The sequence below is a fragment of the Calditerricola yamamurae genome, assembly GCF_054654135.1.
In genome coordinates this window covers 527,501-552,888 of sequence record NZ_BAAIFH010000004.1, presented here as the reverse complement: position 1 = coordinate 552,888, position 25,388 = coordinate 527,501, and the positions used below count along the sequence as shown (strand labels likewise).

Genomic DNA, 25,388 nt, shown 5'->3' with positions numbered 1-25,388 from the left:
CGTGCCAAAGATGGGAATGCCTCGGCGCCGCGGATTGATCCTGCTCGTGTTCCTCGTGGCCTTCGGCGCATGGGCAGCGGGGAAATGGTGGGAACAGGAACAACAGCTTCGCGCCCAGGAAGCGACGCTGACCCGGCTGAAGCAGGAAGCGGTGAACCTCGGCCGCAAGCGGGAGTCCCTTGCCGAGCAAGTGAAACGGCTCGAAAATGAGGACTATGTGGCCGAACTGGCACGACAGTATTTCTTCCTCAGCAAACCGGGAGAAACCCTTTATTTGATGCCTCGCACCCCACAGTCACCGGCCCCTAACCAGGCTCTAAGTCAATAACTGTGGATGGGAGGTCAACCAAGCCAAGGGTATAAAAGCGAGGAGCATCTTCCGCACATAGATTTCGCGGTTGCGGAACCCGTAGCTGATTCGTTTGAGCAGCTTGATCTTGGTGTGCACGCCTTCCGTGTAGCCGTTCGAAACACGCCAGGTGTGGTAAGCCAGAATCGCCTCGCGCCAGCGGCGGAGCGTGCGTCCCCACTGCAGGAGCGCGGCATCGCTTGCCGACTGGGCCTCAAAGATCACGCGGTCCAGGATGGCTGCGGCTTCGTCTCGATTGGAAGCACGGTAAACGTCTCGCAGCTGCTCTTTGACCCAGTGAAAGTGGGCCACGTTCTTGTGATGCTTCCGAATGGCGGCAAGCTGGGCAGCTTGGCGTTCGGTGAGGTCGTCCTCGTTCTTCAAAAGCGGCCATCGAGGCAGGCGTACCCCGGTCACCTGCTGTTCCACTAGCCGTGCTTCGTCAACCCGCCGATTCGCGTCCTGGATGACGTGAAACGGATCCGCCACGATGACAGCGCCGGGCAAAGCGCGCTTCACGGCATGGCGCCAAGCATCCTTCAGGTCGATGCACACGGCCCGAATCCGCCGACGAACCGTCTCCGGCAGCTGGCGCAAAAAGCGCTCCAGTGTTTTCATGCGGTCATCCGGCAAGATGGCCAAAAGGCACCGTTTTGGCCACACGCATGTGACCGTAACCATCATGTCACGGCCACGATAGCTGTGTTCATCAATGCTAAGCACGAAGGCATCGACATCCCGGAGGGCTTCCTCGAGATTTACCTGCTGGTCTACGTACCGAAGGAGCAGACGGCGCAAGGTGCTGCTGCTTGTTCCGCTTTCCTGGGCGGCACGACGGAAACTGCCCGCTTTCAGGCGCTGGAGCAAAAGGGCTTCGGCCCGTTCGGTCCTGCGTGCCCAGGGGCGAATACCAGGAAAGCGTTCGGTGAACACTTTTCGACAGGCCGTGCACTGGAAGCGCCGGGGACGTACCCAGAGGTAAACCGGTTTCTCGTTGCACCAGGTGTGCAGCTTCCGTTTCCATTCGCGCGCACGATCGTAGACGCGGCGTGTCAGCTGTCCACAATCCGGACACCGCGCTTCCTTACGCGGCCGACCGGCGTAGATGTGAATACCATCGGATTGATGCACGATACGGTAAACAATCCACGATTGTAAGCCGAACATTTCTGCGGTAAGCTTGTTCATAGGCGGTCGCGAGCCTCCTTCGGGATGTGATGTGCCTAACTATCCCTTGGCTCGTCGACCGCCTTTTCCTCTTAGATCCCACACTTTTTAGCGTAGAGCCCCCTAACCATTGACGAGACCCGAACGCCGGGATAAAATGAAATAGATTCGTGATTCTTAGTGCACCAAGGGAGGATTTCTTTGTACATGGCCATTGAGGTTGGCAGCAAACTGCAAGGCAAGGTAACCGGTATCACCCATTTCGGGGCGTTCGTGGAGCTGCCAGGAGGGGTTACGGGACTTGTCCATATTTCGGAAATTGCTGACTACTACGTGAAAGATGTACGCGATGTTCTCAAAATCAACGACATCGTCACGGTGAAGGTGCTGAACATCTCGGAAAACGGGAAAATCGGCTTATCCATTCGCCAGGCCCAAGACAACTACGATCCCCGCGCACGGAAGCGGCGTCGGGAGCGGGACGTTTCCTTCGAGGAAAAGCTCAGCCGATTCCTGCGCGAGAGCGAGGATCGGTTGGCCTCCTTGCGCCGCCACGGTGAAGGACGCCGTGGGCGCGGCGCGCGCAAGGGGTGACGGTTGAGCCAGAACGAGCAAGGGCAACACTCCCGGCGTGGGAGTGTTTTTTTGCGGACGACGCAGAAACCTAAAAATGGAACTATTTCTCATCCTTGACCCCTTGACACATCCAGAAAGGTATTGTATACTGCTTGACGTGAACGACGCGGGGTGGAGCAGCCAGGTAGCTCGTCGGGCTCATAACCCGAAGGTCGCAGGTTCAAATCCTGCCCCCGCAACCATATGGTGGCGGCGTAGCTCAGCTGGCTAGAGCGTACGGTTCATACCCGTAAGGTCGGGGGTTCGAGGCCCTCCGCCGCTACCAGCGTGGCCCGTTGGCGAAGTGGTTAACGCACCAGATTTTCAATCTGGCATGCAGGGGTTCGAATCCCCTACGGGTCACCATTTTTCTTTTTCTGGACGGTTAGCTCAGCTGGGAGAGCACCTGCCTTACAAGCAGGGGGTCGGCGGTTCGAGCCCGTCACCGTCCACCATCTATCGTGTGCAAGCACCGCCTGCACGGCGATGAGCCGGAGCAGGCGATTCGTTTTTTCCGGGCTTCGACAGACGTAGGGTGTCGGGGGAAGATTGCGACGGGTGGGGCGGCGAGTCGGCTCGACCGATCGGAGAACGGGCAGAGGAATGTCGGAAGATTTCCATCGGCTGGCGCGCGAAATGACAGACTTTTGCGAAACGCGGGCGTATAATGGGGGCACCAAAGGGAAACGGGTGGTGACGAACGTGATGTTTCGCAAACCGGATGGATTCGCGGGGAATCTGATGGGAGCGGCGTGGCAAGCCGGAACCGCCGAGCCTGCCGAAAGGGGGGCGGGAAGGGCTGCCCGCTGGTGGATCCGCTGGAGCGTGCCCCTGCTTGTCATCGGCTTTTTGCTTGGACAAGCTGTATTGGTCGAAGGGTTGGCGCCATTTGCCGTACCGTTTTTTGCGGTGGCATACCATTTGCGCCGCGATCGGTTCCTGCCGATTGCGATTGCCCTTTGCGGAGGGGCGGCCTTGGTGTCGACCGATCACCTCTTCGTTACATTGCTCGCGTGCGCCATGTACCTGATGCTCCAGCTCGGTTTGGAACGCCGCAAGCGTGTGGCGCGGAGCGATCTTTCCCACGCGCCGCTCTTGACGGCGCTGGCGGTGTTCGGTGCTCATACCGGGTATACCTATGGAATGGCCAACACGCTGACCGTCTCCCAAGCGGTGGGCTACGCGGTGGAAGGGGCGCTCAGTTTTCTGCTGACGCTGATCTTTGTTCAGGCGCTTCCCCTCGTGACGTCACGCCGGTATCGCCGTCCGCTTCGTCAGGAAGAAGTGGTGTGCGCCCTCATCCTTCTCGGATCCGTGCTGATTGGCACCGTGAACTGGCAGCTTTATGGCATGGCCGTGCACCACGTGCTGGCACAGTATTTCCTGCTCGTCTTTGCCTTCGCGGGAGGCGGGGGGATCGGCGTGACGGCGGGCGTGGTGATCGGGCTGATGCTTGCCCTGGCCGACATCGGCGAGCTGAACCACATGAGCCTGCTCGGGTTTGCCGGACTGTTGAGCGGGCTGTTGCGCGAGGCACGGAAGCCGGGGGCGGTGACTGGCCTCCTGATCGGGGCAAGCCTCTTCACGTTCTACATGGAGCCCACGGGGCGGATGTGGAGTGCCCTCGGGGAGTCGCTGGTCGCCGCGGTCCTGTTTGTGCTGACGCCGCGTGTGCCGTTGCGCCAGTTGGCCGCCCTCTTGCCGGGCACCCACGAGCACCTGCTCAACCAGCAGTCCTATATGCGCCAAGTGCGGCAAGCTACCGCTGCGCGCGTGGAACAGTTTGCGCGTCTATTTCAGAAACTGGCGCACAGTTTCGCCCAGGCGGACCCGGATGCCCAACACGGCAAGGCGGATGTGATGAAAGAGCTAGACAGCTTCCTGGGTGACGTGACCGCCGTCACGTGCAACGTCTGCCGAAAGAAGGATGTCTGCTGGGGCGAGAAAGCCGAGGAGACGTATGATTGGATGCGGTACTTTGCCGGGGTGGTGGCGGCCGATGGCACGTTCCGGCGGCAGCTTCCCTTTGAATGGAAGCGCCACTGCGTCAAGGCGCAGGATGTCTTGAACGTTATGGCGGACCAGTACCCGCTTTTCCGCGAGCGATTCCGCTTGAACCAGCGTATCCGTGACAATCGGCTTCTGGTTGCCGAGCAGCTGAGCGGCGTGTCGCGGGTGATGGACGATTTTGCCGCGGAAATCCGCCGCGAGGGACAGGACCTGGTGGTGCAGGAAGGGCAGATTCGCGAGGCCCTCGAGGAGATCGGGCTGTCGGTGCGCAAGGTGGACATCTACAGCCTGGCCGAGGGCAACGTGGACATCGAGGTGAGCCAACCGAGCTGCGATGGCCGTGACGAGTGCGAGAAAATCGTGGCCCCGCTGGTGTCCGACCTGCTCGGGGAGACGGTGGCCGTGGCGGAAAAGCGTTGCCACGCCTACGCCGACGGGTATTGCACGATGTGTCTGCGCACGGCCCACAAGTACCGGGTCCAGTCGGCGATTGCCGCGGTGGCCAAGGATGGCGGCTGGCTGTCCGGTGACAGCTTCGCCACCCTCGATCTCGGGAACGGGCGGTACGCCGTGGCTCTGTCCGACGGCATGGGCAACGGCGAGCGCGCCCACCGGGAGTCGAGCGAGACGCTGGAGCTCCTGAAAGAGATGCTGAGCGTGGGTTTTGACGAGCAGATGGCCATCAAGTCGGTGAACGCCGTGCTCTCCCTGCGTTCGACCGAGGAGACCTTCGCCACCCTTGATCTGGCCATCATCGACCTGCATTCGGCGGAGGCCAAATTCTTGAAGACCGGTTCGACGCCGAGCTTCATCAAGCGTGGACGCGAGGTCTTCACTGTGTCGGCGGGCAATTTGCCCATCGGCATCCTGCGCGATATCGAGGTGGACGTGGTGACGCTCGGCCTCAAACCCGGAGACCTGCTTATCATGCTCACCGACGGCGTCTACGACGCGCCCACCGTGGAAAACAAGGAGCGGTTCCTGAAGCGCATGATCGCCGAGCTGGACACGGACGACCCGCAAGAAGTGGCCGATCTCTTGCTCGAGCACGTCGTGCGCCATCACCAGGGTGCCATTCGCGATGACATGACCGTGGCGGTCGTGCGCATTGACCAGTACGTTCCGGAGTGGGCCACCATCAAACTGCCGCACGTGCGTCCAATCGAGCGCCCGCGCATTGTCAGCTAGCTACACCCGCCGAGCCGGCTGATTGGTGACGGGCAGGTATGCGCGATGCGCCTTCCGTCGATACTGGGAATGTCCCGTTTTTTCAGAATCCTTGGCCGACGGGAGGCGAAAGCGTGCGCGAGATGGTTTTAGAACAGATTCTGCTCGTCACCGACGGTTGTTCCAATGTCGGGGGCGATCCGGTGGAAGCGGCGGCGGAGGCGCGGCAGCAGGGCATTGTGGTCAACGTGATCGGCATCCTGCACGGGCAAGCCCTCGGGGAACAGGGGCGGAGAGAAGCCGAGCGCATTGCCGCCGCCGGGGGAGGGGTGTGCCAGTTCGTACAGCCGGAACGACTGTCGCACACAGTTCAGGCCGTCACGCGGCAGGCGATGACGCGGACGCTCCATGCCGTGGTACGAGAGGAGCTGCAAACGCTCCTTGCCGAGGGAAGCGTGGCGGACTTGGCGCCCGAGCAGCGTGCGCGCCTGGCCGCCTCGGTGGAGACGTGGGCCGAGGCGTCCCACCTGCGCGTGTTCCTGCTTCTCGACACCAGCGCCAGCATGGCCCCGCTGGTTTCAACGGTGCGCCGGGCGGTCCGCGACTTTTTCCTCAGCTTGGCCGCCCGTTCGGGGCCCAGTGAGGTGGCCGTCGGCGCCTTTCCGGGCGTTGAGGGGGCGCTCGATCTTCTCGTCGACTGGACGACGGACGGCTCTGCCGCCCGCTTGGCCCTGGAGCGGCCGCCAACGGGGCTGACGCCGACGGCTCCGGCCCTGCGGGCGACGTTGGCCCATTTTCGTTCCTGGCGGATCCTGGGAGAAGCAGGCGGATTTGTCGCCCTCCCGCCCGCGTCGAAGGTTTCCGCCGACCGCCCGCCCAACGGGGGATTGCTGCGGGACTATGTGTTTTGACATGCGGACGGGAACGGTTGTTTGCGGCCGATGGAACCGCAACGTGTATCGCATCGAGGGCGTCGCCGGCCGGGGCGCGACGGCGACGGTGTACGCGGCCCGGGGGCCGGCGGGCCGTGTGGCGCTGAAGGTGGCCGATGACGAGGCGTGCGTGCTGGTGGAGGCGGACATGCTGCGGAACCTCGAGGCCCGGGGAGTGCTCCCTGGGCCTTTTTTGCGTGACGTCGACGAAGCCGACATCGACGGTCGGTCGGTCCTGTTTCTCGCCCTCGACTGGGTGGATGGGATACCGCTTCACCGGTTTCCCGCGGGACGACGGCCGGCGGTGGCGGCAGCCGTGTTGACCCAGGTTCTGGACGGTTTGGAGCGGTTGCACGCGGCGGGGTTTGTCTTTGGCGACCTGAAACCGGCCAACGTCCTTGTGGTGCCGGGATCGCTGCCGCGCGCGGTGATGATCGACTTCGGCGGTGTAACCCCCCGGGGTCGCTGCGTGCGCGCCCACAGCGAATTGTACGACCGGGCTGCGTGGGGCGCCGGCGGGCGTGTGGCGGAACCTGCCTACGATCTGTTTGCCGCGGCACTTACGTTTCTGGCCGCCGTCATAGGCGAAGCGCCTCTGGCCGCGGCTTTGGCCCGGCCGCAGTCGGTGGTGGCGCTTTGTGATATAATACGGGCGGATTCGCGACTGGCGCCATACCGGCGGGTTCTGGAACCGGCGTTCCATGGGCGGTGGGCGAGCGCGACGGCGATGGGTCGCGCCCTTGCCGCGGCATCCGGCGCGGGGGCGGAGGATGCCGCGGCGTTGGATCGCCTGACAGTGGGGCTGATGGGCGCGTGTGCCGCCGCGGCCGGATGGTTGTTGCTGGCGAGTGCAGCATGGTGGGAGAGGCTGTGATACAACGATGGATGCGATGCCGCACGGGACGCAGTTGACCCCTTCCTCCGACGACATCCTGGACCTGTGTCTGTTCGCCGGGGCCCTTGTCTTGAAAAACGGCGGGGAGACGCACCGCGCGGAGGAGACGATGGTGCGCATGGCTATCGCCTCCGGCGTGCGGGAGGCCCACGGATTTGCCACCCCGACGGGCGTGTTCCTTTCGTGCGTGACGGCCGAGGGGGTCAAGACGCGCGTGCGGCGCATCGCGGCGCGCACCGTCGACCTGAGCAAGGTGGCGGCGGTCAACGAGATCTCCCGCCGCTACGAGGCCGGGAGCCTGTCGGTCGCGGAGGCGTTCCGGCAACTCCAGGAAGTAGAGGGGGCGCCCTTTCCGTACAGCGACGGGTTGCAGCACCTGGCCGCCGGCGCCACCAGCGCCAGCTTTGCCCTTTTGTTCGGCGGGTCGTGGCCGGATGCGGGGCCGGCCTTTGCCGCCGGGTTCGTGGCCAATGTGGCCCTCAAGTTGGTGGAGCGCCTGTTTGCGGTACGCTTTGTCGCCGAGGCTGTGGCCGCGTTTTTCAGTGCCCTGGCCGCCGTGGTGGCGGTGGCGGTCGGATGGGGGGCTGACCGGGACGCCATCCTCATCGGCGCGCTCATGCCCTTTGTGCCCGGCGTTGCCCTCACCAACGCGGTTCGCGACGTGATGGCCGGCGATCTGGTTTCGGGGCTGGCGCGCGGTGCGGAGGCGGCTCTCACCGCCCTCGCGGTGGCGGCGGGCGTGGCGTTCTTGCTGGGGCTGGTGGCGGGGTGAAGGGCGTACCGCAAGGAGGCGAAGACGGGTGACCGGGGCTGTGGAAGGGCTGCTCAGTTTCGTGGCCGCCGCGACCTTCGGTTTGTTGTTTGGCGTCCCGCGTCCTGAATTGGTATGGGGTGGTCTGGTCGGGGCGGCGGGCTGGTTGGTGTACCGGGGCCTGATGGCCGTGGCGGTGGGCCCGCTCGGGGCGGTTTTTGCCGCCTCCTTTCTCGTGGCCGCCCTCAGCCAACTTCTGGCCGTGCGCCGGCGCGTGCCGGTCCTCCTGTTCGCCGTGCCGGGCATCATTCCCCTCGTTCCGGGCGGGCTGGCATACCGGACGATGCTGGCCTTTTTTCACGGCGAGTATGCGGACGGGCTGGCGGTAGGGGCGCAGACCCTGTTGTTTGCCGGTGCCATCGCCGCCGGACTGTTGCTGTGGACTGCGCTGTTTACCGCGTTTCGGCGGAGGGGTGCCCATGCGCGAACGGGTGCGTGAGACGATTCGCTGTCACCGGCTTCTCGAACGGGGTGACGGCGTGGTGATCGGCGTGTCGGGCGGTCCCGATTCGATGGCCTTGCTCCACGTGCTGCTCACCTTGCGGGACGAATACGCCCTGTCCCTCTTCGCGGTCCATGTCCATCACCAGCTGCGTGGCGCGGAGGCCGACGCGGACGCGGCCTTTGTCGAGGGCTGGTGCCGCGCCCACGGCGTGCCGTGTCGCGTCGAGCGGGTGGATGTGCGCGCGCACGCCGCCGCCCGCGGCCTGGGGGTGCAGGCCGCGGCGCGCGAGCTGCGCTACGAGGTGTTGCGGAAGGTCGCGGCGCAGGAAGGAGCGGGCAAGATTGCCCTGGGCCATCATGCCGACGACCAGGTGGAAACGGTGCTCATGCGCCTGGTGCGCGGGACGGGGATTGGCGGGCTGGCGGGAATGCCCGTCGCGCGGGCGGAAGGAGCCGCCACCGTCATCCGTCCCTTGCTTTACGTGCGGCGGGAGGAGATCGAGGCCTACTGCGCGGCCCACGGCGTGCCGTACCGCCTCGACGCGTCCAACTGCTCGAGAGCCTACCTGCGCAACCGTGTGCGCCTCGACGTGGTGCCGCTCCTTTCGGCCCTCAATCCGCGCTTTGCCGAGGCCGTCTGCCAGCTGGCCGAGGTGGCGCGGGCCGAGAACGCCTACCTCGAGGAGCGGGCGCGTGAAGCCCTCGAGGCAATCCTGTGCCGGCGCGGCGCCGATGGCGTGATCCTCGATCGGCGGGGCTTTGCCCGGCTGCCCCTTGCTTTACAACGCCGAGTGGTTAAACTAATATTAAGTTATCTGTGTGTGGACGAACCGGATCGGCTCTTCGAGCACATTGAGGCGGTGCGCCGGTTGGCCGCATCCGACAAGCCGGCTGGGCGCCATCGCGTCACCGGCTTGTGGTGGGCCGAGACGGACTACGACGAGCTCGCCTTTTGGCGCGGGGAGCCTCACGCCGGGGACGAACACGACTTTTGCTACCCGCTCGCCGTCCCCGGACACACGGTTGTCCCGGAGCTGGGCCTGACGATTTGCTGCCGCCTGACGAACCGGCCCCTCGAGGACGGGGAATTGTCCGCGCCGTGGGCCGTGTTTGATTACGAGCGCCTCCCCGGACCGCTGGTCGTGCGGGCGCGACGTCCGGGCGACCGCATGACGCTATGGGGGCGTGCCGGCCATAAAAAGGTCAAGGACATCCTGATTGACGCGAAGGTACCGCACCGGGTGCGCCGCAGGACGCCGGTGATTTGTGCCGGGGAGACCATCCTGTGGCTGCCGGGCGTGCGACGGTCGGCGGTCGCGCCGGTGACCGCCGCGACGCGACGATTTTTATACATGGAAGTAACGGACGACGCGTAACGGTAAAAGCAGATGGGGTTTGGTAGCAGGAGGAACTGAACGATGGATCAGGACATAAAGGAAGTGCTCATCTCGGAAGAGGCCATTCGCGAGAAGGTACGGGAACTGGGGCAGATCCTGTCGGCGGAGTACGCCGGCAAAAACCCGCTGGTCATCTGTGTGCTCAAAGGCGCGGCCTTGTTCATGACCGACCTCGTTCGGCAGATGAACATTCCCTTGGAGATGGATTTTATGGCCGTGTCGAGCTATGGAGCCTCAACGCAATCGTCGGGCGTCGTGCGCATCCTGAAAGACCTCGACACGCCGGTCGAGGGGCGCCACGTCTTGGTGGTCGAAGACATCATCGACAGCGGGTTGACGCTGAGCTACCTAATCGACCTCCTCAAACGCCGCAACGCCGCTTCGGTTAAAGTGGTCACCCTCCTCGACAAGCCGCATCGTCGCACGGTCGACTTGAAGCCCGACTATTGCGGGTTTGTCGTTCCGGACGCGTTTGTCGTCGGGTATGGGTTGGACTACGCCGAGAAGTACCGCAATCTCCCCTACATCGGCGTGCTCAAGCCGGAAGTGTACCGGTGAGATGGACGGCGTTCATTGTTCGCCATTCTCGTTCTGTGCTACAATAAGGAAGTGGTTCGGCTTGAGAGGAGGTCAGGGATGAACCGTTTCTTCCGGAACACCGGCTTTTACCTGCTGATTGTGCTCGTCACGGTCGGAATCGTCAATTTTATTGCGAATAAAGACACGAAAACGCTGCAAATTCCGTACCACGAGTTCCGGCAGGCCCTTGTGGCGGGAAACGTGGAACGGGTATTCGTGCAGCCCGACCGCGGGGTCTACCTTATCGAGGGGATGTTCAAGCAGCCGCCGGCCGAACGACCGTCGAAGCAATTCTACACCTACGGCCCCCTCTACACCGATGAAGTGCCGAGACTCGTCGCCCAAAGCGGGATTCCCGTGGAATACCGGGAGCAGAAGGGCGATTCGGTTTGGCTGACCTTTTTGACGTCGATCATTCCGTTTGTGGCCATCTTGATCCTCCTCTTTTTCCTCCTGAACCAGGCCCAGGGCGGCGGCAGCCGGGTGATGAACTTCGGGAAGAGCCGCGCCAAGCTGTACACGGAGGACAAGAAGAAGGTTACCTTTAACGATGTAGCCGGCGCCGACGAGGAAAAAGCGGAACTGGTGGAGATCGTGGAATTCTTGAAAAACCCGCGGAAATTTTCGGCCCTCGGCGCGCGCATTCCGAAAGGCGTGCTGCTGGTTGGCCCGCCGGGTACGGGGAAAACCCTCCTGGCACGCGCGGTGGCCGGCGAAGCAGGTGTGCCCTTTTTTAGCATCAGCGGCTCCGACTTTGTCGAGATGTTTGTCGGGGTCGGCGCCTCGCGGGTGCGCGACCTGTTTGAAACGGCCAAAAAGCATGCCCCATGCATTATTTTTATCGACGAGATCGACGCCGTTGGCCGGATGCGCGGGGCCGGGCTGGGCGGCGGCCACGACGAGCGGGAGCAGACGCTGAACCAGCTGCTCGTCGAGATGGACGGCTTTGGGGTCAACGAGGGGATCATCATCATCGCCGCCACCAACCGTCCGGATATCCTCGACCCGGCCTTGCTCCGACCTGGACGATTCGACCGGCAGATTACCGTCGATCGGCCCGACGTCAAGGGGCGGGAGGAGATCCTGCGCGTGCACGCGCGCAACAAGCCCCTGGCCGATGACGTGGACCTGAAGCTGATCGCCAAACGCACGCCGGGCTTCACCGGTGCCGACCTGGAGAACCTGCTGAACGAAGCGGCGCTTTTGGCGGCACGCCGCGACTTGAAGCAGATCACTATGCGCGAGATCGACGAGGCCATCGACCGTGTCATCGCCGGTCCGGAGAAAAAGACGCGCGTGATGAGCGACTTCGAGCGCAAGTTGGTGGCCTACCATGAAGCGGGGCATACCGTGGTCGGCTATCATCTCGAACACGCCGATGCGGTGCACAAGGTGACAATCATCCCCCGCGGCATGGCCGGCGGGTACACGGTGATGTTGCCGAAGGAAGACCGCTTCTTTATGACCAAGTCGGAACTGATGGACAAAATCACCGGCCTCCTCGGCGGCCGGGTGGCCGAGGAGCTGGTGTTGGGCGAAATCAGCACTGGCGCGCACAATGACTTTGAGCGGGCCACGAACATCGCCCGGCGCATGGTGACGGAATTTGGGATGAGCGAAAAACTCGGGCCGATGCAGTTTGGCCGTCCGCACGGTCAGGTGTTCCTCGGCCGCGACCTCGGGACCGAGCAAAATTACAGCGACGCTATTGCCTACGAAATCGACCGGGAGATCCAACGCATCATCCGCGAGTGCTACGAGCGCGCCCGGGCGCTCTTGGAGCAGCACCGCGACGAGCTGGAGCTGATTGCCCAAACCTTGCTGGAGAAGGAAACCCTTGACGCCGACGAGATCCGCCAACTGATCGAGACGGGACGGCTCGACACGCCGGCAGGCGGTGGAGATGTCAAGGTGCAAATCCAGTCCAAACCGGACGGCGCGGGGGCGCCTCCGGGCGGCGAAGGGCCCGATCAGCCGGAAAAACCGTCATAACGCACAACGACACGGCGGCGTCCCGCGGGGCGCCGCTTTTTCCATGACCAAGGATTTCCTTGCTTCCTTTTCGCCCATTGGCGTACGATCAGCGCAAATTTGCGTCACCCTGTAACTGACGGCAACGAACCGTACACGAGAGGAGTGTGAGTCAGGCCGTGCTCATCACGACGCGTCCCATTGACGACGACATCACCATCGCCCGGCGGGCCAAGCTGAAACCGATTGGTGAGATTGCCGCTGAACTGGGCCTGCGCGAGGAGGAGTGGGAGCCCTACGGGCGGTACAAGGCCAAGTTGTCGCTGTCCATCCTCGAGCGGCTAAAGGATCGGCCCGACGGCAAGCTGATCCTCGTCACCTCCATTAACCCTACGCCGGCCGGCGAAGGCAAGTCGACGGTCACGGTGGGGTTGGGACAAGCCTTGAACCGCCTCGGCAAACGCGCCATCGTCACTCTGCGTGAACCGTCCCTCGGCCCGAACCTGGGCGTCAAAGGCGGAGCGGCCGGCGGCGGGTATAGCCAGGTCGTGCCTATGGAGGATATCAACCTGCATTTCACCGGTGACTTCCATGCCATCACGACGGCGCACAACACCCTGTCGGCCCTGATTGACAACCACCTGCACCAGGGCAATGCGCTTCGCCTGGATCCGCGGCGCATTGTGTGGAAGCGGGTGCTGGACATAAACGACCGTGCCCTGCGCCATGTCGTCGTGGGGCTGGGCGGTCCGGCCAACGGCGTTCCGCGGGAGGACGGCTTTGACATCACCGTGGCCTCGGAAGTGATGGCCGTCCTCTGCCTGGCCACCAGCCGTTCCGACCTGAAAGCGCGGCTGGCGCGGATGGTGGTGGGGTACACCTATGACCGCCAGCCGGTAACCGCAGGCGATCTCGGGGCGCAGGGCGCCATGGCCGTTCTGCTGAAGGATGCTCTGTTGCCCAACCTGGTGCAAACGCTGGAAAACACTCCGGCCATCATCCACGGCGGCCCCTTCGCCAACATCGCCCACGGGTGCAATAGCCTGTTGGCCACCAAGATGGCCCTCAAGCTGGGCGACTATGTTGTCACCGAGGCCGGCTTCGGCGTGGACTTGGGGGCGGAGAAATTCCTCCACATCAAGTGCCGCACCGGCGGCCTCCAGCCGGCCGCGGCGGTGGTGGTGGCCACCGTCCGCGCTCTCAAGATGCACGGCGGCGTGCCGAAGGACCGGCTGCACGAGGAGAACCTCGACGCCCTGCGCAAGGGACTGGCCAACCTGGAAAAGCATCTGGAGACGCTGGAAAAGGTGAACCTGCCGGCGGTGGTGGCGGTTAACCGCTTCTACACCGACACCGAACGGGAGTGGAGCTTGCTGGGCGACTGGGCGCGGGATCGGGGCATCCCCTTGGTCTTCGCCGACGTGTGGGCGCGCGGCGGTGAGGGCGGCCTCGAGCTGGCCGAGCGGGTGCTGGCGCTCGTTGAGGAGGCGGATCGCCGCGGCCCGGTGCGTTTCCTTTACGACGTAACCCAATCGTTGCCGGCGAAAATTGAGACCGTCGCCCGGGAGGTGTACGGCGCCGACGGCGTGCGCTACACCGCCCAGGCGGAGAAGCAGATGGCCCAAATCGAGGCCAACGGCTGGGACCGGCTCCCGGTGTGCATGGCCAAGACGCCCTATTCTTTGTCCGACGATCCCACGCGCCTGGGCCGACCAACGGGCTTTACCATTACCGTGCGCGAACTGCGGCCAGCCGTGGGGGCGGGGTTCGTCGTCGTCCTGACCGGAGACGTGCTCACCATGCCGGGACTGCCGAAGGAACCGGCCGCACTGAAGATGGACATCGACGATGAGGGGAACGTGTACGGACTCTTCTAAGGCATCGTCGGCTTACGCGGCCGGCAGGCGAAACGGGGAGGGGAATCAACGGTGCTCTTGGTGATGGACGTGGGCAACACGAACATCGTCATCGGGGTCTACGAGGGACGCGAGCTGCGCCACCATTGGCGGGTGCACACCGACCGCGACAAGACGGAAGACGAATATGGCCTGTTGATCCGTGCGCTGTTCGACCACGCCGGCCTTACCTTTTCCGACATTGAGGCGGTCGTGATCGGATCGGTGGTTCCGCCCCTCATGTATGCGCTGGAGCGGATGGCGCGAAAGTACCTGGGCCGCGAAGCGATGGTGGTGGGCCCGGGCATCAAGACGGGGGTCAACATCAAGACGGAAAATCCCAAGGAGGTCGGCGCCGACCGCATCATCAACGCCGTTGCCGCCCTTCACCTGTACAAACCGCCGCTGGTGATCGTCGATTTCGGCACGGCCACCACCTTCGACGTGATCGACGAGCGGGGCGATCTGATCGGTACGGCGATCGCCCCGGGGCTGGTCATTGCCGCCGAGGCCCTCTTCCAGAAGGCGGCCAAGCTGCCGCGCATCGAGATCGTCCGCCCGTCCCATGTCGTGGGCCGCAACACCGTGACGGCGATGCAGTCGGGCGTGTATTTTGGCTATGTGGCGCTGGTCGACGGCCTGGTGTCGCGCATTCGGCGCGAGCTGAAGGCGTCGGCCACCGTGGTGGCCACCGGCGGTCTGGCGGAGCTGGTGGCCGCCGAATCGGAGACCATTGACATTGTCAATCCGTTTTTGACGTTGCAGGGGCTACAGCTCTTGTACGAGCGGAACCGATAAGGAAGCGGAGGTGACAACGGCACAAGGATTTGGCAGGGTTTTGTCGAAATAGAGGAACGAGTGCGTGAACGTTTTGGGCCGTGAGGTGAGGGTTGTGGCCGACAGCCGGCGTTTCCGCCCAAGCCACCGGGCGCGCCTGGAGCGCGTCGAACGGCTGCTCAACGTGCGTTTGCCGCGCGCCATGGAGGAGGACGAAGCGACGCTGCGCTTTTTGGAGGGGGTGGCGCGCGCGCCGACCCACACCCGCCAGGAGGAACGCGAACAGATCCGGCGGGTCCAGGAGTGCGGCGATGCGGCGGCGCTGGAGGCGTTGGTGCGGGCCAATTTGCGGCATGTGGTGGCGGTGGCGGTACGGTATTGCGGCCACGGCCTTTCGCTCATGGACCTCGTCCAGGAGGGGGCCATTGGCCTCCTCGCGGCCATTGCGCGCTTTGATTGCCGGCGCCGGGTGCGGCTGGCCCACTACGCCCGTTGGTGGATTGTCCAGGCGATCGCCCGGGCCGTGAACGACAAGGGCGACCTCATCCGCCTCCCCGTCCACATGCACGAACGCCTGCGCCGGTACTGCACCTGTGTCACACGGCTGGTCCAGGAATTGGGGCGGTTCCCATGCCCGGCGGAAGTGGCCGCCGTGCTGAAGACGAGCGAGGCGCAGGTGAACCAGCTGCGCGCCCTATTGGCGCGGGAGCGGCTCGATGTTGACGGACCGGTTGACGGCCTGTCCGTTCGCTGGCCGGAGGGGGGGACGGACGGTCCGGATGAGCCGCTGACGCTGGCCGAGGTGTTGCGTAGCGAGGAAGACGGTCCCGAAGAGCGGGTGATGCGTGATGACCTGCGCGCACAGGTGGAACAACTGCTGGCAGGCCTCCACCCTCGGGCGCGGACCATTCTTGTCCTGCGGTTCGGGCTGGTCTTCCATGAACCGTACACGCTGGAGGAAGTGGGCAAGCGGCTAGGTTTGACGCGCGAGCGCGTGCGCCAGATCGAGACGGCTGCCCTGGACCGGCTGCGCCAGGCAAAATTGAGCAAAACCCTCCAGGAGTACCTGCGAAAACCGTGATCAACGGTTTATTTTGTTTGCAACCAACTATGCTACACTATCGTTGTATAGAAGAGAGGAGTATAGAAGAGGAGAAGCGGTGCGCGCCGCTTTTCCGACGGGTAGGGAACAGGGAGGACCGTTCATGGGTGACTACGCGATTCGGGGCTTGGCCTGTGGAGGCCAGGTCCGGCTGTTTGCCGCACGCACGACCGAACTCGTCGACGAACATCGCCGCCGCCATGGGACGCTGCCGACGGCGACGGCCGCCCTGGGGCGCGCCGTTACCGTGGCGGCGTTGATGGGCCTGACGCTGAAAGGGGAACAGGACCGCGTGACAATTCAGGTGCGCGGGGACGGTCCGTTGGGGGCGATCGTGGTGGACGCCGACGCCAAGGGCCATGTGCGCGGGTACGTCCACAATCCCCAGGTACACCTGCCGCTGCGGGCCGACGGAAAGCTGGATGTGGCAGGCGCCGTGGGGAAAGGCGGATACGTGTACGTGATCAAGGACCTGGGCCTGCGCGAACCGTATCGTGGAAGCGTTCCCCTCCTGTCCGGGGAACTGGGCGAGGATTTCGCCTATTACTTTGCCGTTTCCGAACAGATTCCATCCTCCGTGGGCCTGGGGGTGCTCGTGGAACCGGACGGGCGCGTTCGCGCGGCCGGCGGGTTCCTGCTGCAGGTGATGCCGGGGGCGGAGGAGACGGTGATCGAACGGTTGGAACGGCGCGTGGCCGGACTGAGCAGCGTGTCGGCGTTGATCGACCGCGGTTTGACGCCGGAGGAGCTGGCGGCGGAAGTAGTCGGCGAGCCGGTGGAGGTGGCCGAGGCCGTCCCCCTTTCCTTTGCCTGTCACTGTTCGCGCGATCGCGTCAAAGCCGTCTTGGCCGGCTTGGGGAAGGACGAGTTGGAGCGCCTCGTACAGGAGCAGGGCGGTGCGGAAGTGACCTGCCAGTTCTGCAACGAGGTGTACCGCCTCTCCGCGGATGAGGTGAGGGCGCTTGCCGCCGCGGGTGACCCGTCGGTGCCGTAGGACCGGCCGGATGCCGGCAGTAGAGGAGAAAGCGAGAGGACGAACCGATGAACCGAACGACGGTGTTGTGGGGCATCATTCTGGTCCTGGTCGTGGCGTTGGGGGTTTCCATCTGGTGGGGGTTGAACCGCTCGACGAAACCGGTGGCCGTGATCGGCCAGGGGACGGATCAGGTGGTCATCACCGAAGAAGAGTGGATCAACCAGCTCAAAAAGCAGTACGGCCGCCAGGTACTCGAGGACATGATCAACCGGCGGGTGGTGTTCCTGCAGGCGCAAAAGGCGGGAATTGTCGTTCGGCCGGAAGATGTGGAAGCGGAGCTCCGCGAGATGAAGGCCGGATACCCCAACGACGCGGCTTTTTACGAAGCCATGCGCCAACAGCTCGGCCTCACTCCGGAGGAACTGCGCAAGGATATCGAGTTTTATCTGTTGTGGGAGGAGCTGGCCACGCGGGGGGTGAAGGTGAGCGAGGAGCAGATGCGCGCCTATTATGAGCAGCACAAGGCGCGATACGTGGAACCGGCCCGCGCCCGCGTGTTCCAGATCCTCGTGCCGACGCTGGAAGAGGCGCAGCAGGCGTTGAACGAGCTCGATGCCGGCGTGCCCTTCGAGGAAGTGGCGAAGCGTCGCTCCACCGATGAGGCCTCGGCGGTTCACGGCGGCGACCTCGGCAAGGTGGAGCTGGATGCCGGCTATCTGCCTTCCAATGTCGCTGAAGCGGCAAAAACGTTGCCGTTGAACCAGGCGAGCGCACCGATTCCCGTCGAGGGCGGGTATGTCATCATCAAGGTGACCGAGCGCACACCGGCGCGGCAACGGCCCTTTGAGGAAGTGAAGAACGATATCCGCCGCGAGCTGGCCTTGAACCAGGTCGGTTCCCTGCAGGCGGTGCTGGACCGGCTGAAAGCCCAGGTGGGGGTCAAGCTGGAACCACCCTTTGACACGGTTATGAATTGACAGCAAAATCCCTCCGATGGTATGCTGGAGATGGGATAAATCCTATTTACTCAATCGGTATTGGAGGGTTAATGATGCCGAAAGTCGCCAACAACATATTGGAGCTGATCGGCGATACCCCGCTCGTCAAGCTGAACCGCCTGGTGGGCCCGGAAGACGCCAGCGTTTATGTGAAGCTGGAATGGTTTAACCCCGGGGGCAGCGTGAAGGACCGGATCGCGTGGTCGATGATCGAGGAAGCCGAAAAAGCGGGTCGGCTGAAACCGGGTGACGTGATCGTCGAGCCGACCAGCGGCAACACGGGGATCGGCTTGGCCATGGTGGCGGCGGCCAAAGGGTACAAGGCCATCCTTGTCATGCCGGATACGATGAGCCTAGAGCGCCGCAAGCTGCTGCGCGCCTATGGGGCCGAACTGGTGCTCACGCCGGGGGCGGAAGGGATGCGCGGCGCCGTGCGCAAGGCGGAAGAGCTGGTGGCCGAAAACCCGAACTATTTCATGCCGCAACAGTTCAAAAACCCGGCCAACCCCAAGGTGCACCGCGAAACGACGGGGCGGGAGCTGCTCGAGCAGGCCGAGCAGATCGGCGGCATCGACGCCCTGGTGGTCGGCGTGGGCACCGGCGGGACGATCACCGGTGCGGGCGAAGTGCTGAAGGAAAAATATCCGCACCTGAAGATCTACGCCGTGGAACCGGCCGACTCGTCTGTTCTCTCGGGCGGCAAGCCGGGTCCGCACAAGATCCAGGGTATTGGCCCCGGCTTCGTTCCGGAGATCCTGAACACGGAGATTTATGACGGGGTGATCACCGTCAAGAACGAGGAGGCCTTCGAGACGGGGCGTCGCCTGGCCAAGGAAGAGGGGATCCTCGGTGGCATCTCGACGGGGGCCAACGTGTTCGCCGCCCTCAAGGTGGCCCGCGAACTGGGCAAAGGGAAAAACGTGGTGACGGTCTCCCCGTCCAACGGCGAGCGCTACCTCAGCACGCTCATGTTCCAGTTCGAGGAAGAATAAGCGGTCCCTCCGGCGTCCGCACGCGTGGCGGACGCCCTTTTTCTGTCGCGTATTCATCGTTTTTGCTGTGGTGTTCGCCTCCCGTTTCCCCTTCCCCCCGTTGCGGGGCCGTTGCGCCGCTTGCGGTCTTCCGGCATACTACTGGTAAGACCGGATGGAGTGTGAGAGCGGCGTGCTGCTCGTGGACGAATCCACCGTTTCGGCCAGCGCCGGCCGTTTCGATCGCGTTCCGATCGTTTTCCCGATCTTGAAATCGTTTGCGGCTCGCCGTGTTTCCCGGGGGACGATCACCGGTGCGCCGAAAGTGCGGACGATGGAGATCATCGAGGAGCTGGAGCCGGTCCGCCGCGGTCCGTACACCGGGTCGATCGGCTGGTTTGGTTACCAAGGCGACATGACCCTCAACATTGTCATTCGCACGCTGGTAGCCAGGGACGGATGGGCTCACGTGCAGGCCGGGGTGGGCATGTCATCGACTCGCAGCCCGCTGCCGAGTACGAAGAATGCGTGAACAAGGCGCAGGCGCTGTGGCAGTCCGTTGAGGAGAGCCGAGCCGAGGTGAGCTCGAGAGGAGGATGAAGGGATGGTTCTCGTTATCGACAATTATGATTCGTTCACGTACAACCTGGTGCAGTACTTCGGGGTTTTGGGGGCCGATGTGCGGGTGTATCGCAACGACGCCATTACCCCAGAGGAAGCCGAGCGCCTCGCTCCCCGGTACCTAGTCATTTCCCCCGGGCCGTGCACACCGGACGAGGCTGGCGTGAGCCTGGCCATGATCCGCCACTTTGCCGGCAGGGTGCCGATCCTCGGCGTCTGTCTCGGCCATCAGGCCATCGCCCAAGCCTTCGGCGGCCGTGTGGTGCGCGCCCGACGCCTGATGCACGGCAAGACGTCGGAAATTTTTCACGACGGCAAGACCCTGTATAGGGGTCTTCCTTCGCCCTTTGTGGCCACCCGCTATCACTCGCTCATCGTCGAGGAGGAGAGCCTGCCGGCGGAATTTGAGGTGAGCGCCCGCACGGCGGAAGGGGAGCTGATGGGGTTGCGCCACCGGACGCTGCCCATCGAAGGGGTGCAGTTTCACCCCGAGTCGATCCTCACCGACTGCGGCATGACGATGCTGCGCAACTTCCTCGACACCTATGCCGGGCGCGGAGGGCGTGTAGCGCGTGATCGTGTGGGTTGACGGTACCCTGAAATCGGTTGGAGCGGTGCGCATCTCGCCCCTCGACCACGGCTTTCTATACGGCGCCGCCTTCTTCGAGACGCTGCGCACCTATGGGGTTGACTGCCGCTTCCTACGAGCACCCGGTGACGCTGCTGTTTGCTCGCCCCCTTCCCGCCGCCCTTGCCGCGTGGCAGGAGCGGGGGCGCCCCCTGGTTACGGTGGCCCTCGCGCGCAACGGACCGAAGGGGCACGAGCGGTACAAGGCGCACAGCTTCCTCAATAACCTGCTGGCGCGGCGCGAGCTGGGCGAAGGGGATGCCGAAGGGCTGATGCGGACGACCGACGGACGGGTGGCCGAGGGAATCGTCAGCAACGTCTTTCTCGTGCGGGGCAACGAGCTGGTCACCCCGGCCCTCTCGGCGGGCATCCTACCCGGTGTGACGCGCCGCTTCGTACTGGCCCTCGCGCTGCAGGTGGGCCTTGTGCCCGTTGAGCGGGACGTGTGGCCCGAGGAGCTGGTCGAGGCCGATGAAGTGTTTGTGACCAACGCTGTTCAAGAGCTGGTTCCCATTTGCGCCATCGCCGGACGACCGGTGCGGGCCTGCCCGGGGCCATGCACGCGCTGCTTGCTTTCGCGGTACCACGAGCTGGCCCGACAAGGCCTGCGGTCGGTGGCGGACATTCTGTAATCCATCGGATGGACGAAAGCGAGGCACGAGCCATGGTGCAGCAACTGCGGACCTTGTTGTCTGCCGTGCGCCGCATAGAGGCGCGCGGCAAAACCCTGGTCTTTGGCGAGCGGACGTTGGTGATGGGGATCCTTAATGTGACCCCGGATTCCTTCTCCGACGGCGGGCGCTACAACCGCCTCGATGCGGCCGTCCGGCGCGCCGTGGAGATGGTGGAAGAGGGGGCCGACATGATCGACATCGGTGGGGAATCGACGCGGCCCGGCGCCGTGCCGCTCTCCCTGGAGGAGGAACTCGAGCGGGTGATCCCCGTCGTCGAGCGCGTCGCCCGGGAGGTGGACGTGCCCATCTCCGTCGACACCTACAAGGCGGAAGTGGCCCGCCAGGCCCTCGAGGCCGGGGCACACCTCATCAACGATGTGTGGGGGCTGAAGGCCGATCCGGACATGGCCCGCGTCGCGGCGGAATACGGGGCGCCGGTGATTCTCATGCACAACCGGCATGACCGGCATTACCGCAACCTGATGGCCGATATCGTGGCCGACTTGCGCGAAAGCATTGCCCTTGCCCGTGCGGCGGGCATTCCCGACGAGCGCATCATCCTTGATCCCGGGATCGGCTTTGCCAAGACCTACGAGCAGAACCTCGAGGTGATGCGCCACCTCGATGCCATCGTGGCCCTCGGCTATCCAGTGCTACTCGGCACGTCGCGCAAATCGCTCATCGGCCTTACCCTCGACCTGCCTGTCGACGAGCGCGTGGAAGGGACGATCGCCACCGTTGTTCTTGGCATTGCCCAAGGGGTTGACATCGTCCGCGTCCACGACGTGAAGGCCAATGTTCGCGCTTGCCGTATGGCCGATGCCATCGTACGCGGGAGGCGATCCTAGCGTGACGAGGCGTGGGCAGACGGCATACGTGGGCCTGGGGGCCAACCTTGGCAACCGGGAGGCGGCCTTGCGCGGCGCGCTGGCGGCGCTGGCGGATGCGCCGGGCGTGCGCGTGTTGCGCGTCTCCCCCCTTTACGAGACCGATCCCGTGGGGGTCACCGACCAGCCGCCGTTTCTCAACCAAGTGGCCGAACTGGAGACCGACCTGGCGCCCGATGATCTCCTGGCCCTCCTTCTTGCCATCGAGCGCCGTTTTGGCCGCAGGCGGCGCATTCGCTGGGGGCCGCGGACCCTGGATCTCGACCTGCTCCTCTATGGCGATGCGCAGATCGCCACGGAGCGCCTGCATGTGCCGCACCCGCGGATGACGGAACGGGCCTTTGTCCTCGTGCCCTTGGCCGACATCGCCCCGGATCTCGTCATTCCCGGGACGGGGCGATGCGTGCGCGAGTGGGTCGGCCTCGTGGGGACGAAAGGGGTGAGACGATGGAAACCCAGCGCTTCGGGAACCGCATCCGCGCCTATCGAAAGCTGAAGGGGATGACACAAAAGGAATTGGCCGAGCGGCTCGGGATCTCCGTTGCCGTACTCGGGGCGGTCGAACGCGGCATGCGCCAGCCGTCCTCCGCGCTTCTGCGCGCCATCGCCGATGTGCTGCAGGTCCCCGTGGAGGAGCTCGTCGGCGGTGGAAGGAAGTAGGGGCAGGCGGCTGCTTGCGAGGGATGCCGCTTGTCGGTAAAATGATGAGGAACAGCGGGGAAAGGAGGGATTCCGCCATGACGCTCCGCATCGGCAACGTGGAAGTGGAAAACAATGTGGTGTTGGCGCCCATGGCCGGAGTCTGCAATCCCGCCTTCCGCCTCATCGCCAAGGAGTTTGGCTGCGGACTGGTTTGCGCCGAGATGGTGAGCGACAAGGGCATTCTTTATGGCAACCGGAAGACGTTGCAGATGCTGTATGTTGATGAGCGGGAACGGCCCCTTTCCCTGCAAATTTTCGGCGGGGACAAGGAAACGTTGGTCGAAGCGGCCAAATACGTCGACCGCTACACCAACGCCGACATCATCGACATCAACATGGGCTGTCCGGTGCCCAAGGTTGTCAATTGCGATGCTGGGGCCAAGTGGCTGCTGTATCCGGAGCGGATCGAGGACCTGATCCGCAGCATCACCCGGGTGGTCCGCAAGCCGGTCACGGTGAAGATGCGCATCGGCTGGGACGAGGACCACATCTACGTGGTCGACAACGCCAAGGCTGTCGAGGCCGGGGGCGGCGCGGCGGTCACCGTTCACGGCCGGACGCGCAAACAGATGTACACGGGGAAAGCCAACTGGGATTACATCCGCCAGGTGAAAGAGGCGGTGCGCATTCCCGTGATCGGCAACGGCGACGTCAAGACGCCGGAGGACGCCAAGCGCATGCTGGACACCACTGGCTGCGACGGCGTGATGATCGGCCGTGCGGCCTTGGGGAACCCGTGGATGCTGTATCGCACCGTCCATTACCTCAAGACGGGGGAACTGTTGCCCGAACCCACGCCGCGCGAGAAGGTGGAGATAGCGCTCCTGCACATGGATCGCCTGATCCAGTTGAAGGGGGAGACGGTCGGCGTGCGCGAGATGCGCAAGCACGCCGCATGGTACCTGAAGGGGCTGCCCGGCGCGGCAAAGGTGAAGGATCTCGTCAACCAGCAGGAGACGCGCGAGGGCATGGCCCGTGTGCTCCTTGCCTACGTCGAATCGCTAGAACAGCAGCAGGATGCGGGAGAACCCGTCCCCGTTGCATAAGGCTATTCGTTGACAGCGGGGACGGATTTCCTTATAATACGACCATGCTTCTCGTCAGGATTGGGAACATCCGCATCGGCAGGAAGCATGTGTGAAGCGTGGGTGGGTGGGGGCGGCGCAGAGCGGCGCCGCGAACCGAATGGCCTTTGCCGCCGTATCATATAATTCTATGGGAATTCTTCACGCAACGGGGGAATGGTCCGATGTCCGAAAAAGAAGTGATCCTAACGCCTGACGGGCTGAAAAAACTGGAGGAGGAGCTGGAGTACCTCAAGTCGGTCAAACGGCGCGAGGTGGCCGAACGGATCAAAACCGCCATCAGCTACGGTGACCTCAGTGAAAATTCCGAATATGAGAATGCCAAGAATGAGCAAGCCTTCATTGAAGGGCGCATCATCACCCTGGAAAAAATGCTGCGCAACGCCCGCGTGATCCAGAGTGACGACGTGGGTACCGACGTTGTGACGATCGGCTCGACGGTGAAATTGCGCGATCTCGAATTTGACGAGATCGTCGAATACACCATCGTCGGCTCGGCGGAATCCGATCCGATGGCCAACAGGATTTCCAACGAGTCGCCCGTAGGCAAGGCCCTCTTGGGGAAACCGAAGGGGGCCATCGTGGAAGTGCAGGTGCCGGCGGGCACCATCCAGTACGAGATTGTGGACATCAAAAAGTGATCTGCAGAAGACGCGAGGGAAGACGCGAGCAATCCGCCCCGGTTCGGGTTACCGAGGAGCGGCTCGCGTCGTTTTCCGTAACGGGAGGAGTGGAACGCGAGAATGGCGACAGACACCGAGCGCAGCGAACTTTTGCGGGTGCGCCGCGAGAAACTCGAGATTCTGCGGCAAAAGGGAATTGACCCGTTTGGTGGCAAGTTTGTCCGCACGCACCATGCCCAAGGGATTCTCGAGGCGTATGGCGGGCTGACCAAGGAGGAGCTGGAGGCGCGGGAACCGGAAGTGGTCATCGCCGGCCGACTGATGGCCAAACGCGGTCACGGGAAGGCCGGTTTCGGCCATGTGCAGGACCGCACCGGACGCATCCAGATCTACGTCAAGCTGGATGACGTGGGAGACGAGACCTTCTCCCTCTTTGAGATGTGCGACATCGGCGACATTGTCGGCGTAAAGGGCACCGTGTTTAAGACGAACAGAGGGGAGACGACGGTTCGTGCCCGCGAGTTTGTCCTCCTGACCAAATCCCTGCGTCCGCTTCCGGAGAAGTTCCACGGGCTGAAAGACATCGAGGTCCGGTATCGCAAGCGGTACCTCGACCTGATTATGAACCCGGAGGTGCAGCGCACCTTCGAGATCCGCACGAAGGTCATCCAGGCCATTCGCCGCTTCCTCGATGACCGCGGTTTTTATGAGGTGGAAACCCCGACGATGCACACCGTGGCCGGCGGGGCCGCGGCGCGGCCGTTTATCACCCACCACAACGCCCTGGACATGGACCTGTATTTGCGCATTGCCCTCGAGCTGCACCTGAAGCGGCTCATCGTGGGCGGGATGGAAAAGGTGTACGAGATCGGCCGCGTCTACCGGAACGAGGGGATCTCAACCAAGCACAACCCCGAATTCACCATGCTTGAGCTGTACGAGGCCTACGCCGACTACCACGACATGATGGCGCTAACGGAGCAGATGATCGCCTATGTGGCCGACACGGTGCTGGGCACGACGGTGATCCCCTACCAGGGCCACACCGTCGACCTGACGCCGCCGTGGCGACGCGCGTCGATGGTCGACCTGATCAAGGAGCATGTCGGCGT

At 63.7% G+C, this 25,388-nt stretch carries 25 protein-coding genes, 4 tRNA genes and 1 pseudogene (1 of these 30 cut by a window edge); 29 read left to right on the top strand and 1 reads right to left on the bottom strand.

Annotated elements, in window-relative coordinates; translation table 11 throughout:
- Positions 1-10: 10 nt before the first annotated feature.
- Complete coding sequence (locus ACYQ0Z_RS04200) at positions 11-328, top strand: FtsB family cell division protein (RefSeq protein WP_459865143.1); 318 nt, start codon at positions 11-13, stop codon at positions 326-328.
- Here ACYQ0Z_RS04200 and ACYQ0Z_RS04195 read toward each other — a convergent pair.
- Positions 317-1,537: an ISL3 family transposase gene (locus tag ACYQ0Z_RS04195; RefSeq protein WP_459863420.1), complete on the bottom strand. Its 1,221-nt coding sequence runs from the start codon at positions 1,535-1,537 to the stop codon at positions 317-319. The two genes, ACYQ0Z_RS04200 and ACYQ0Z_RS04195, sit on opposite strands and share 12 nt — an antisense overlap.
- Positions 1,538-1,723: 186 nt before the next feature.
- Here ACYQ0Z_RS04195 and ACYQ0Z_RS04190 point away from each other — a divergent pair, with 186 nt between their 5' ends.
- From ACYQ0Z_RS04190 to lysS, 28 genes and pseudogenes are all read left to right on the top strand, one after another.
- Complete coding sequence (locus ACYQ0Z_RS04190; protein WP_459864644.1) at positions 1,724-2,110, top strand: S1 domain-containing RNA-binding protein; 387 nt, start codon at positions 1,724-1,726, stop codon at positions 2,108-2,110.
- A gap of 147 nt (positions 2,111-2,257) precedes the next feature.
- A tRNA-Met gene (locus ACYQ0Z_RS04185) sits at positions 2,258-2,334 on the top strand.
- Between the two features lie 6 nt (positions 2,335-2,340).
- A tRNA-Met gene (locus ACYQ0Z_RS04180) sits at positions 2,341-2,417 on the top strand.
- Positions 2,418-2,421: 4 nt separating this feature from the next.
- A tRNA-Glu gene (locus ACYQ0Z_RS04175) sits at positions 2,422-2,497 on the top strand.
- 13 nt (positions 2,498-2,510) lie between these two features.
- Positions 2,511-2,586: transfer RNA gene (locus ACYQ0Z_RS04170), tRNA-Val, on the top strand.
- 250 nt (positions 2,587-2,836) lie between these two features.
- Positions 2,837-5,329, top strand: a complete 2,493-nt coding sequence (spoIIE, locus tag ACYQ0Z_RS04165; protein WP_459865141.1) for a stage II sporulation protein E — start codon at positions 2,837-2,839, stop codon at positions 5,327-5,329.
- Between the two features lie 122 nt (positions 5,330-5,451).
- Positions 5,452-6,219, top strand: coding sequence for a vWA domain-containing protein (locus ACYQ0Z_RS04160; RefSeq protein ID WP_459865139.1), 768 nt, complete (start codon positions 5,452-5,454; stop codon positions 6,217-6,219).
- A gap of 1 nt (position 6,220) precedes the next feature.
- A complete protein-coding gene (locus ACYQ0Z_RS04155; protein ID WP_459864642.1) occupies positions 6,221-7,114 on the top strand; it encodes a protein kinase domain-containing protein in 894 nt (297 codons plus the stop codon).
- Positions 7,115-7,121: 7 nt separating this feature from the next.
- A complete protein-coding gene (locus tag ACYQ0Z_RS04150) occupies positions 7,122-7,907 on the top strand; it encodes a threonine/serine exporter family protein (protein ID WP_459864640.1) in 786 nt (261 codons plus the stop codon).
- A gap of 28 nt (positions 7,908-7,935) precedes the next feature.
- Complete coding sequence (locus tag ACYQ0Z_RS04145) at positions 7,936-8,385, top strand: threonine/serine exporter family protein (RefSeq protein ID WP_459864638.1); 450 nt, start codon at positions 7,936-7,938, stop codon at positions 8,383-8,385.
- Complete coding sequence (tilS, locus tag ACYQ0Z_RS04140) at positions 8,366-9,766, top strand: tRNA lysidine(34) synthetase TilS (protein WP_459864636.1); 1,401 nt, start codon at positions 8,366-8,368, stop codon at positions 9,764-9,766. The genes ACYQ0Z_RS04145 and tilS overlap by 20 nt, the downstream gene beginning before the upstream one ends.
- Positions 9,767-9,808: 42 nt before the next feature.
- On the top strand, positions 9,809-10,345 hold the full coding sequence (gene hpt, locus ACYQ0Z_RS04135; protein ID WP_459864634.1) for a hypoxanthine phosphoribosyltransferase: 537 nt from the start codon (positions 9,809-9,811) through the stop codon (positions 10,343-10,345).
- A gap of 78 nt (positions 10,346-10,423) precedes the next feature.
- A complete protein-coding gene (gene ftsH / locus ACYQ0Z_RS04130) occupies positions 10,424-12,358 on the top strand; it encodes an ATP-dependent zinc metalloprotease FtsH (RefSeq protein ID WP_459864632.1) in 1,935 nt (644 codons plus the stop codon).
- 158 nt (positions 12,359-12,516) lie between these two features.
- Positions 12,517-14,214 carry a formate--tetrahydrofolate ligase gene (locus ACYQ0Z_RS04125; RefSeq protein WP_459864630.1) on the top strand — a complete coding sequence of 566 codons (1,698 nt, stop codon included), beginning with the start codon at positions 12,517-12,519 and terminating at the stop codon, positions 14,212-14,214.
- Between the two features lie 51 nt (positions 14,215-14,265).
- Complete coding sequence (locus ACYQ0Z_RS04120) at positions 14,266-15,030, top strand: type III pantothenate kinase (RefSeq protein WP_459864628.1); 765 nt, start codon at positions 14,266-14,268, stop codon at positions 15,028-15,030.
- Between the two features lie 64 nt (positions 15,031-15,094).
- Positions 15,095-16,090 carry a sigma-70 family RNA polymerase sigma factor gene (locus ACYQ0Z_RS04115; RefSeq protein ID WP_459864626.1) on the top strand — a complete coding sequence of 332 codons (996 nt, stop codon included), beginning with the start codon at positions 15,095-15,097 and terminating at the stop codon, positions 16,088-16,090.
- A 124-nt stretch (positions 16,091-16,214) separates the two neighbouring features.
- Positions 16,215-17,105, top strand: coding sequence for an Hsp33 family molecular chaperone HslO (gene hslO / locus ACYQ0Z_RS04110; RefSeq protein WP_459864624.1), 891 nt, complete (start codon positions 16,215-16,217; stop codon positions 17,103-17,105).
- 47 nt (positions 17,106-17,152) lie between these two features.
- The gene (locus tag ACYQ0Z_RS04105; RefSeq protein WP_459864622.1) at positions 17,153-18,064 is read left to right on the top strand and encodes a peptidyl-prolyl cis-trans isomerase; all 912 of its coding nucleotides are present in this window, start codon (positions 17,153-17,155) and stop codon (positions 18,062-18,064) included.
- A 74-nt stretch (positions 18,065-18,138) separates the two neighbouring features.
- Positions 18,139-19,077 (top strand): cysteine synthase A, encoded by a 939-nt coding sequence (gene cysK / locus ACYQ0Z_RS04100; protein WP_459864620.1) that lies wholly within the window; start codon positions 18,139-18,141, stop codon positions 19,075-19,077.
- A 217-nt stretch (positions 19,078-19,294) separates the two neighbouring features.
- Positions 19,295-19,656 (top strand): annotated as a pseudogene (locus ACYQ0Z_RS04095) (chorismate-binding protein); the annotation flags it as partial.
- A gap of 4 nt (positions 19,657-19,660) precedes the next feature.
- Complete coding sequence (locus ACYQ0Z_RS04090) at positions 19,661-20,266, top strand: anthranilate synthase component II (protein WP_459864618.1); 606 nt, start codon at positions 19,661-19,663, stop codon at positions 20,264-20,266.
- Between the two features lie 92 nt (positions 20,267-20,358).
- Positions 20,359-20,937: an aminotransferase class IV gene (locus ACYQ0Z_RS04085; protein ID WP_459864616.1), complete on the top strand. Its 579-nt coding sequence runs from the start codon at positions 20,359-20,361 to the stop codon at positions 20,935-20,937.
- Positions 20,938-20,969: 32 nt separating this feature from the next.
- On the top strand, positions 20,970-21,827 hold the full coding sequence (gene folP / locus ACYQ0Z_RS04080; protein ID WP_459864614.1) for a dihydropteroate synthase: 858 nt from the start codon (positions 20,970-20,972) through the stop codon (positions 21,825-21,827).
- On the top strand, positions 21,799-22,362 hold the full coding sequence (folK, locus tag ACYQ0Z_RS04075) for a 2-amino-4-hydroxy-6-hydroxymethyldihydropteridine diphosphokinase (protein WP_459865137.1): 564 nt from the start codon (positions 21,799-21,801) through the stop codon (positions 22,360-22,362). Before folP ends, folK begins: the two co-directional genes overlap by 29 nt.
- Complete coding sequence (locus ACYQ0Z_RS04070) at positions 22,314-22,526, top strand: helix-turn-helix domain-containing protein (protein WP_459864612.1); 213 nt, start codon at positions 22,314-22,316, stop codon at positions 22,524-22,526. Before folK ends, ACYQ0Z_RS04070 begins: the two co-directional genes overlap by 49 nt.
- 77 nt (positions 22,527-22,603) lie before the next feature.
- Positions 22,604-23,614: a tRNA dihydrouridine synthase DusB gene (dusB, locus tag ACYQ0Z_RS04065; protein ID WP_459864610.1), complete on the top strand. Its 1,011-nt coding sequence runs from the start codon at positions 22,604-22,606 to the stop codon at positions 23,612-23,614.
- Positions 23,615-23,817: 203 nt separating this feature from the next.
- Entirely contained in the window at positions 23,818-24,294 is a 477-nt protein-coding gene (gene greA, locus ACYQ0Z_RS04060) for a transcription elongation factor GreA (protein ID WP_459864608.1), read from the top strand.
- A gap of 102 nt (positions 24,295-24,396) precedes the next feature.
- Positions 24,397-25,388 carry the 5' portion of a lysine--tRNA ligase gene (gene lysS, locus ACYQ0Z_RS04055; protein ID WP_459864606.1) on the top strand. 499 nt of this gene lie beyond the right edge of the window, so 992 of the gene's 1,491 nt are visible here — the first part of the coding sequence; its start codon is at positions 24,397-24,399; its stop codon lies off the right edge, out of view.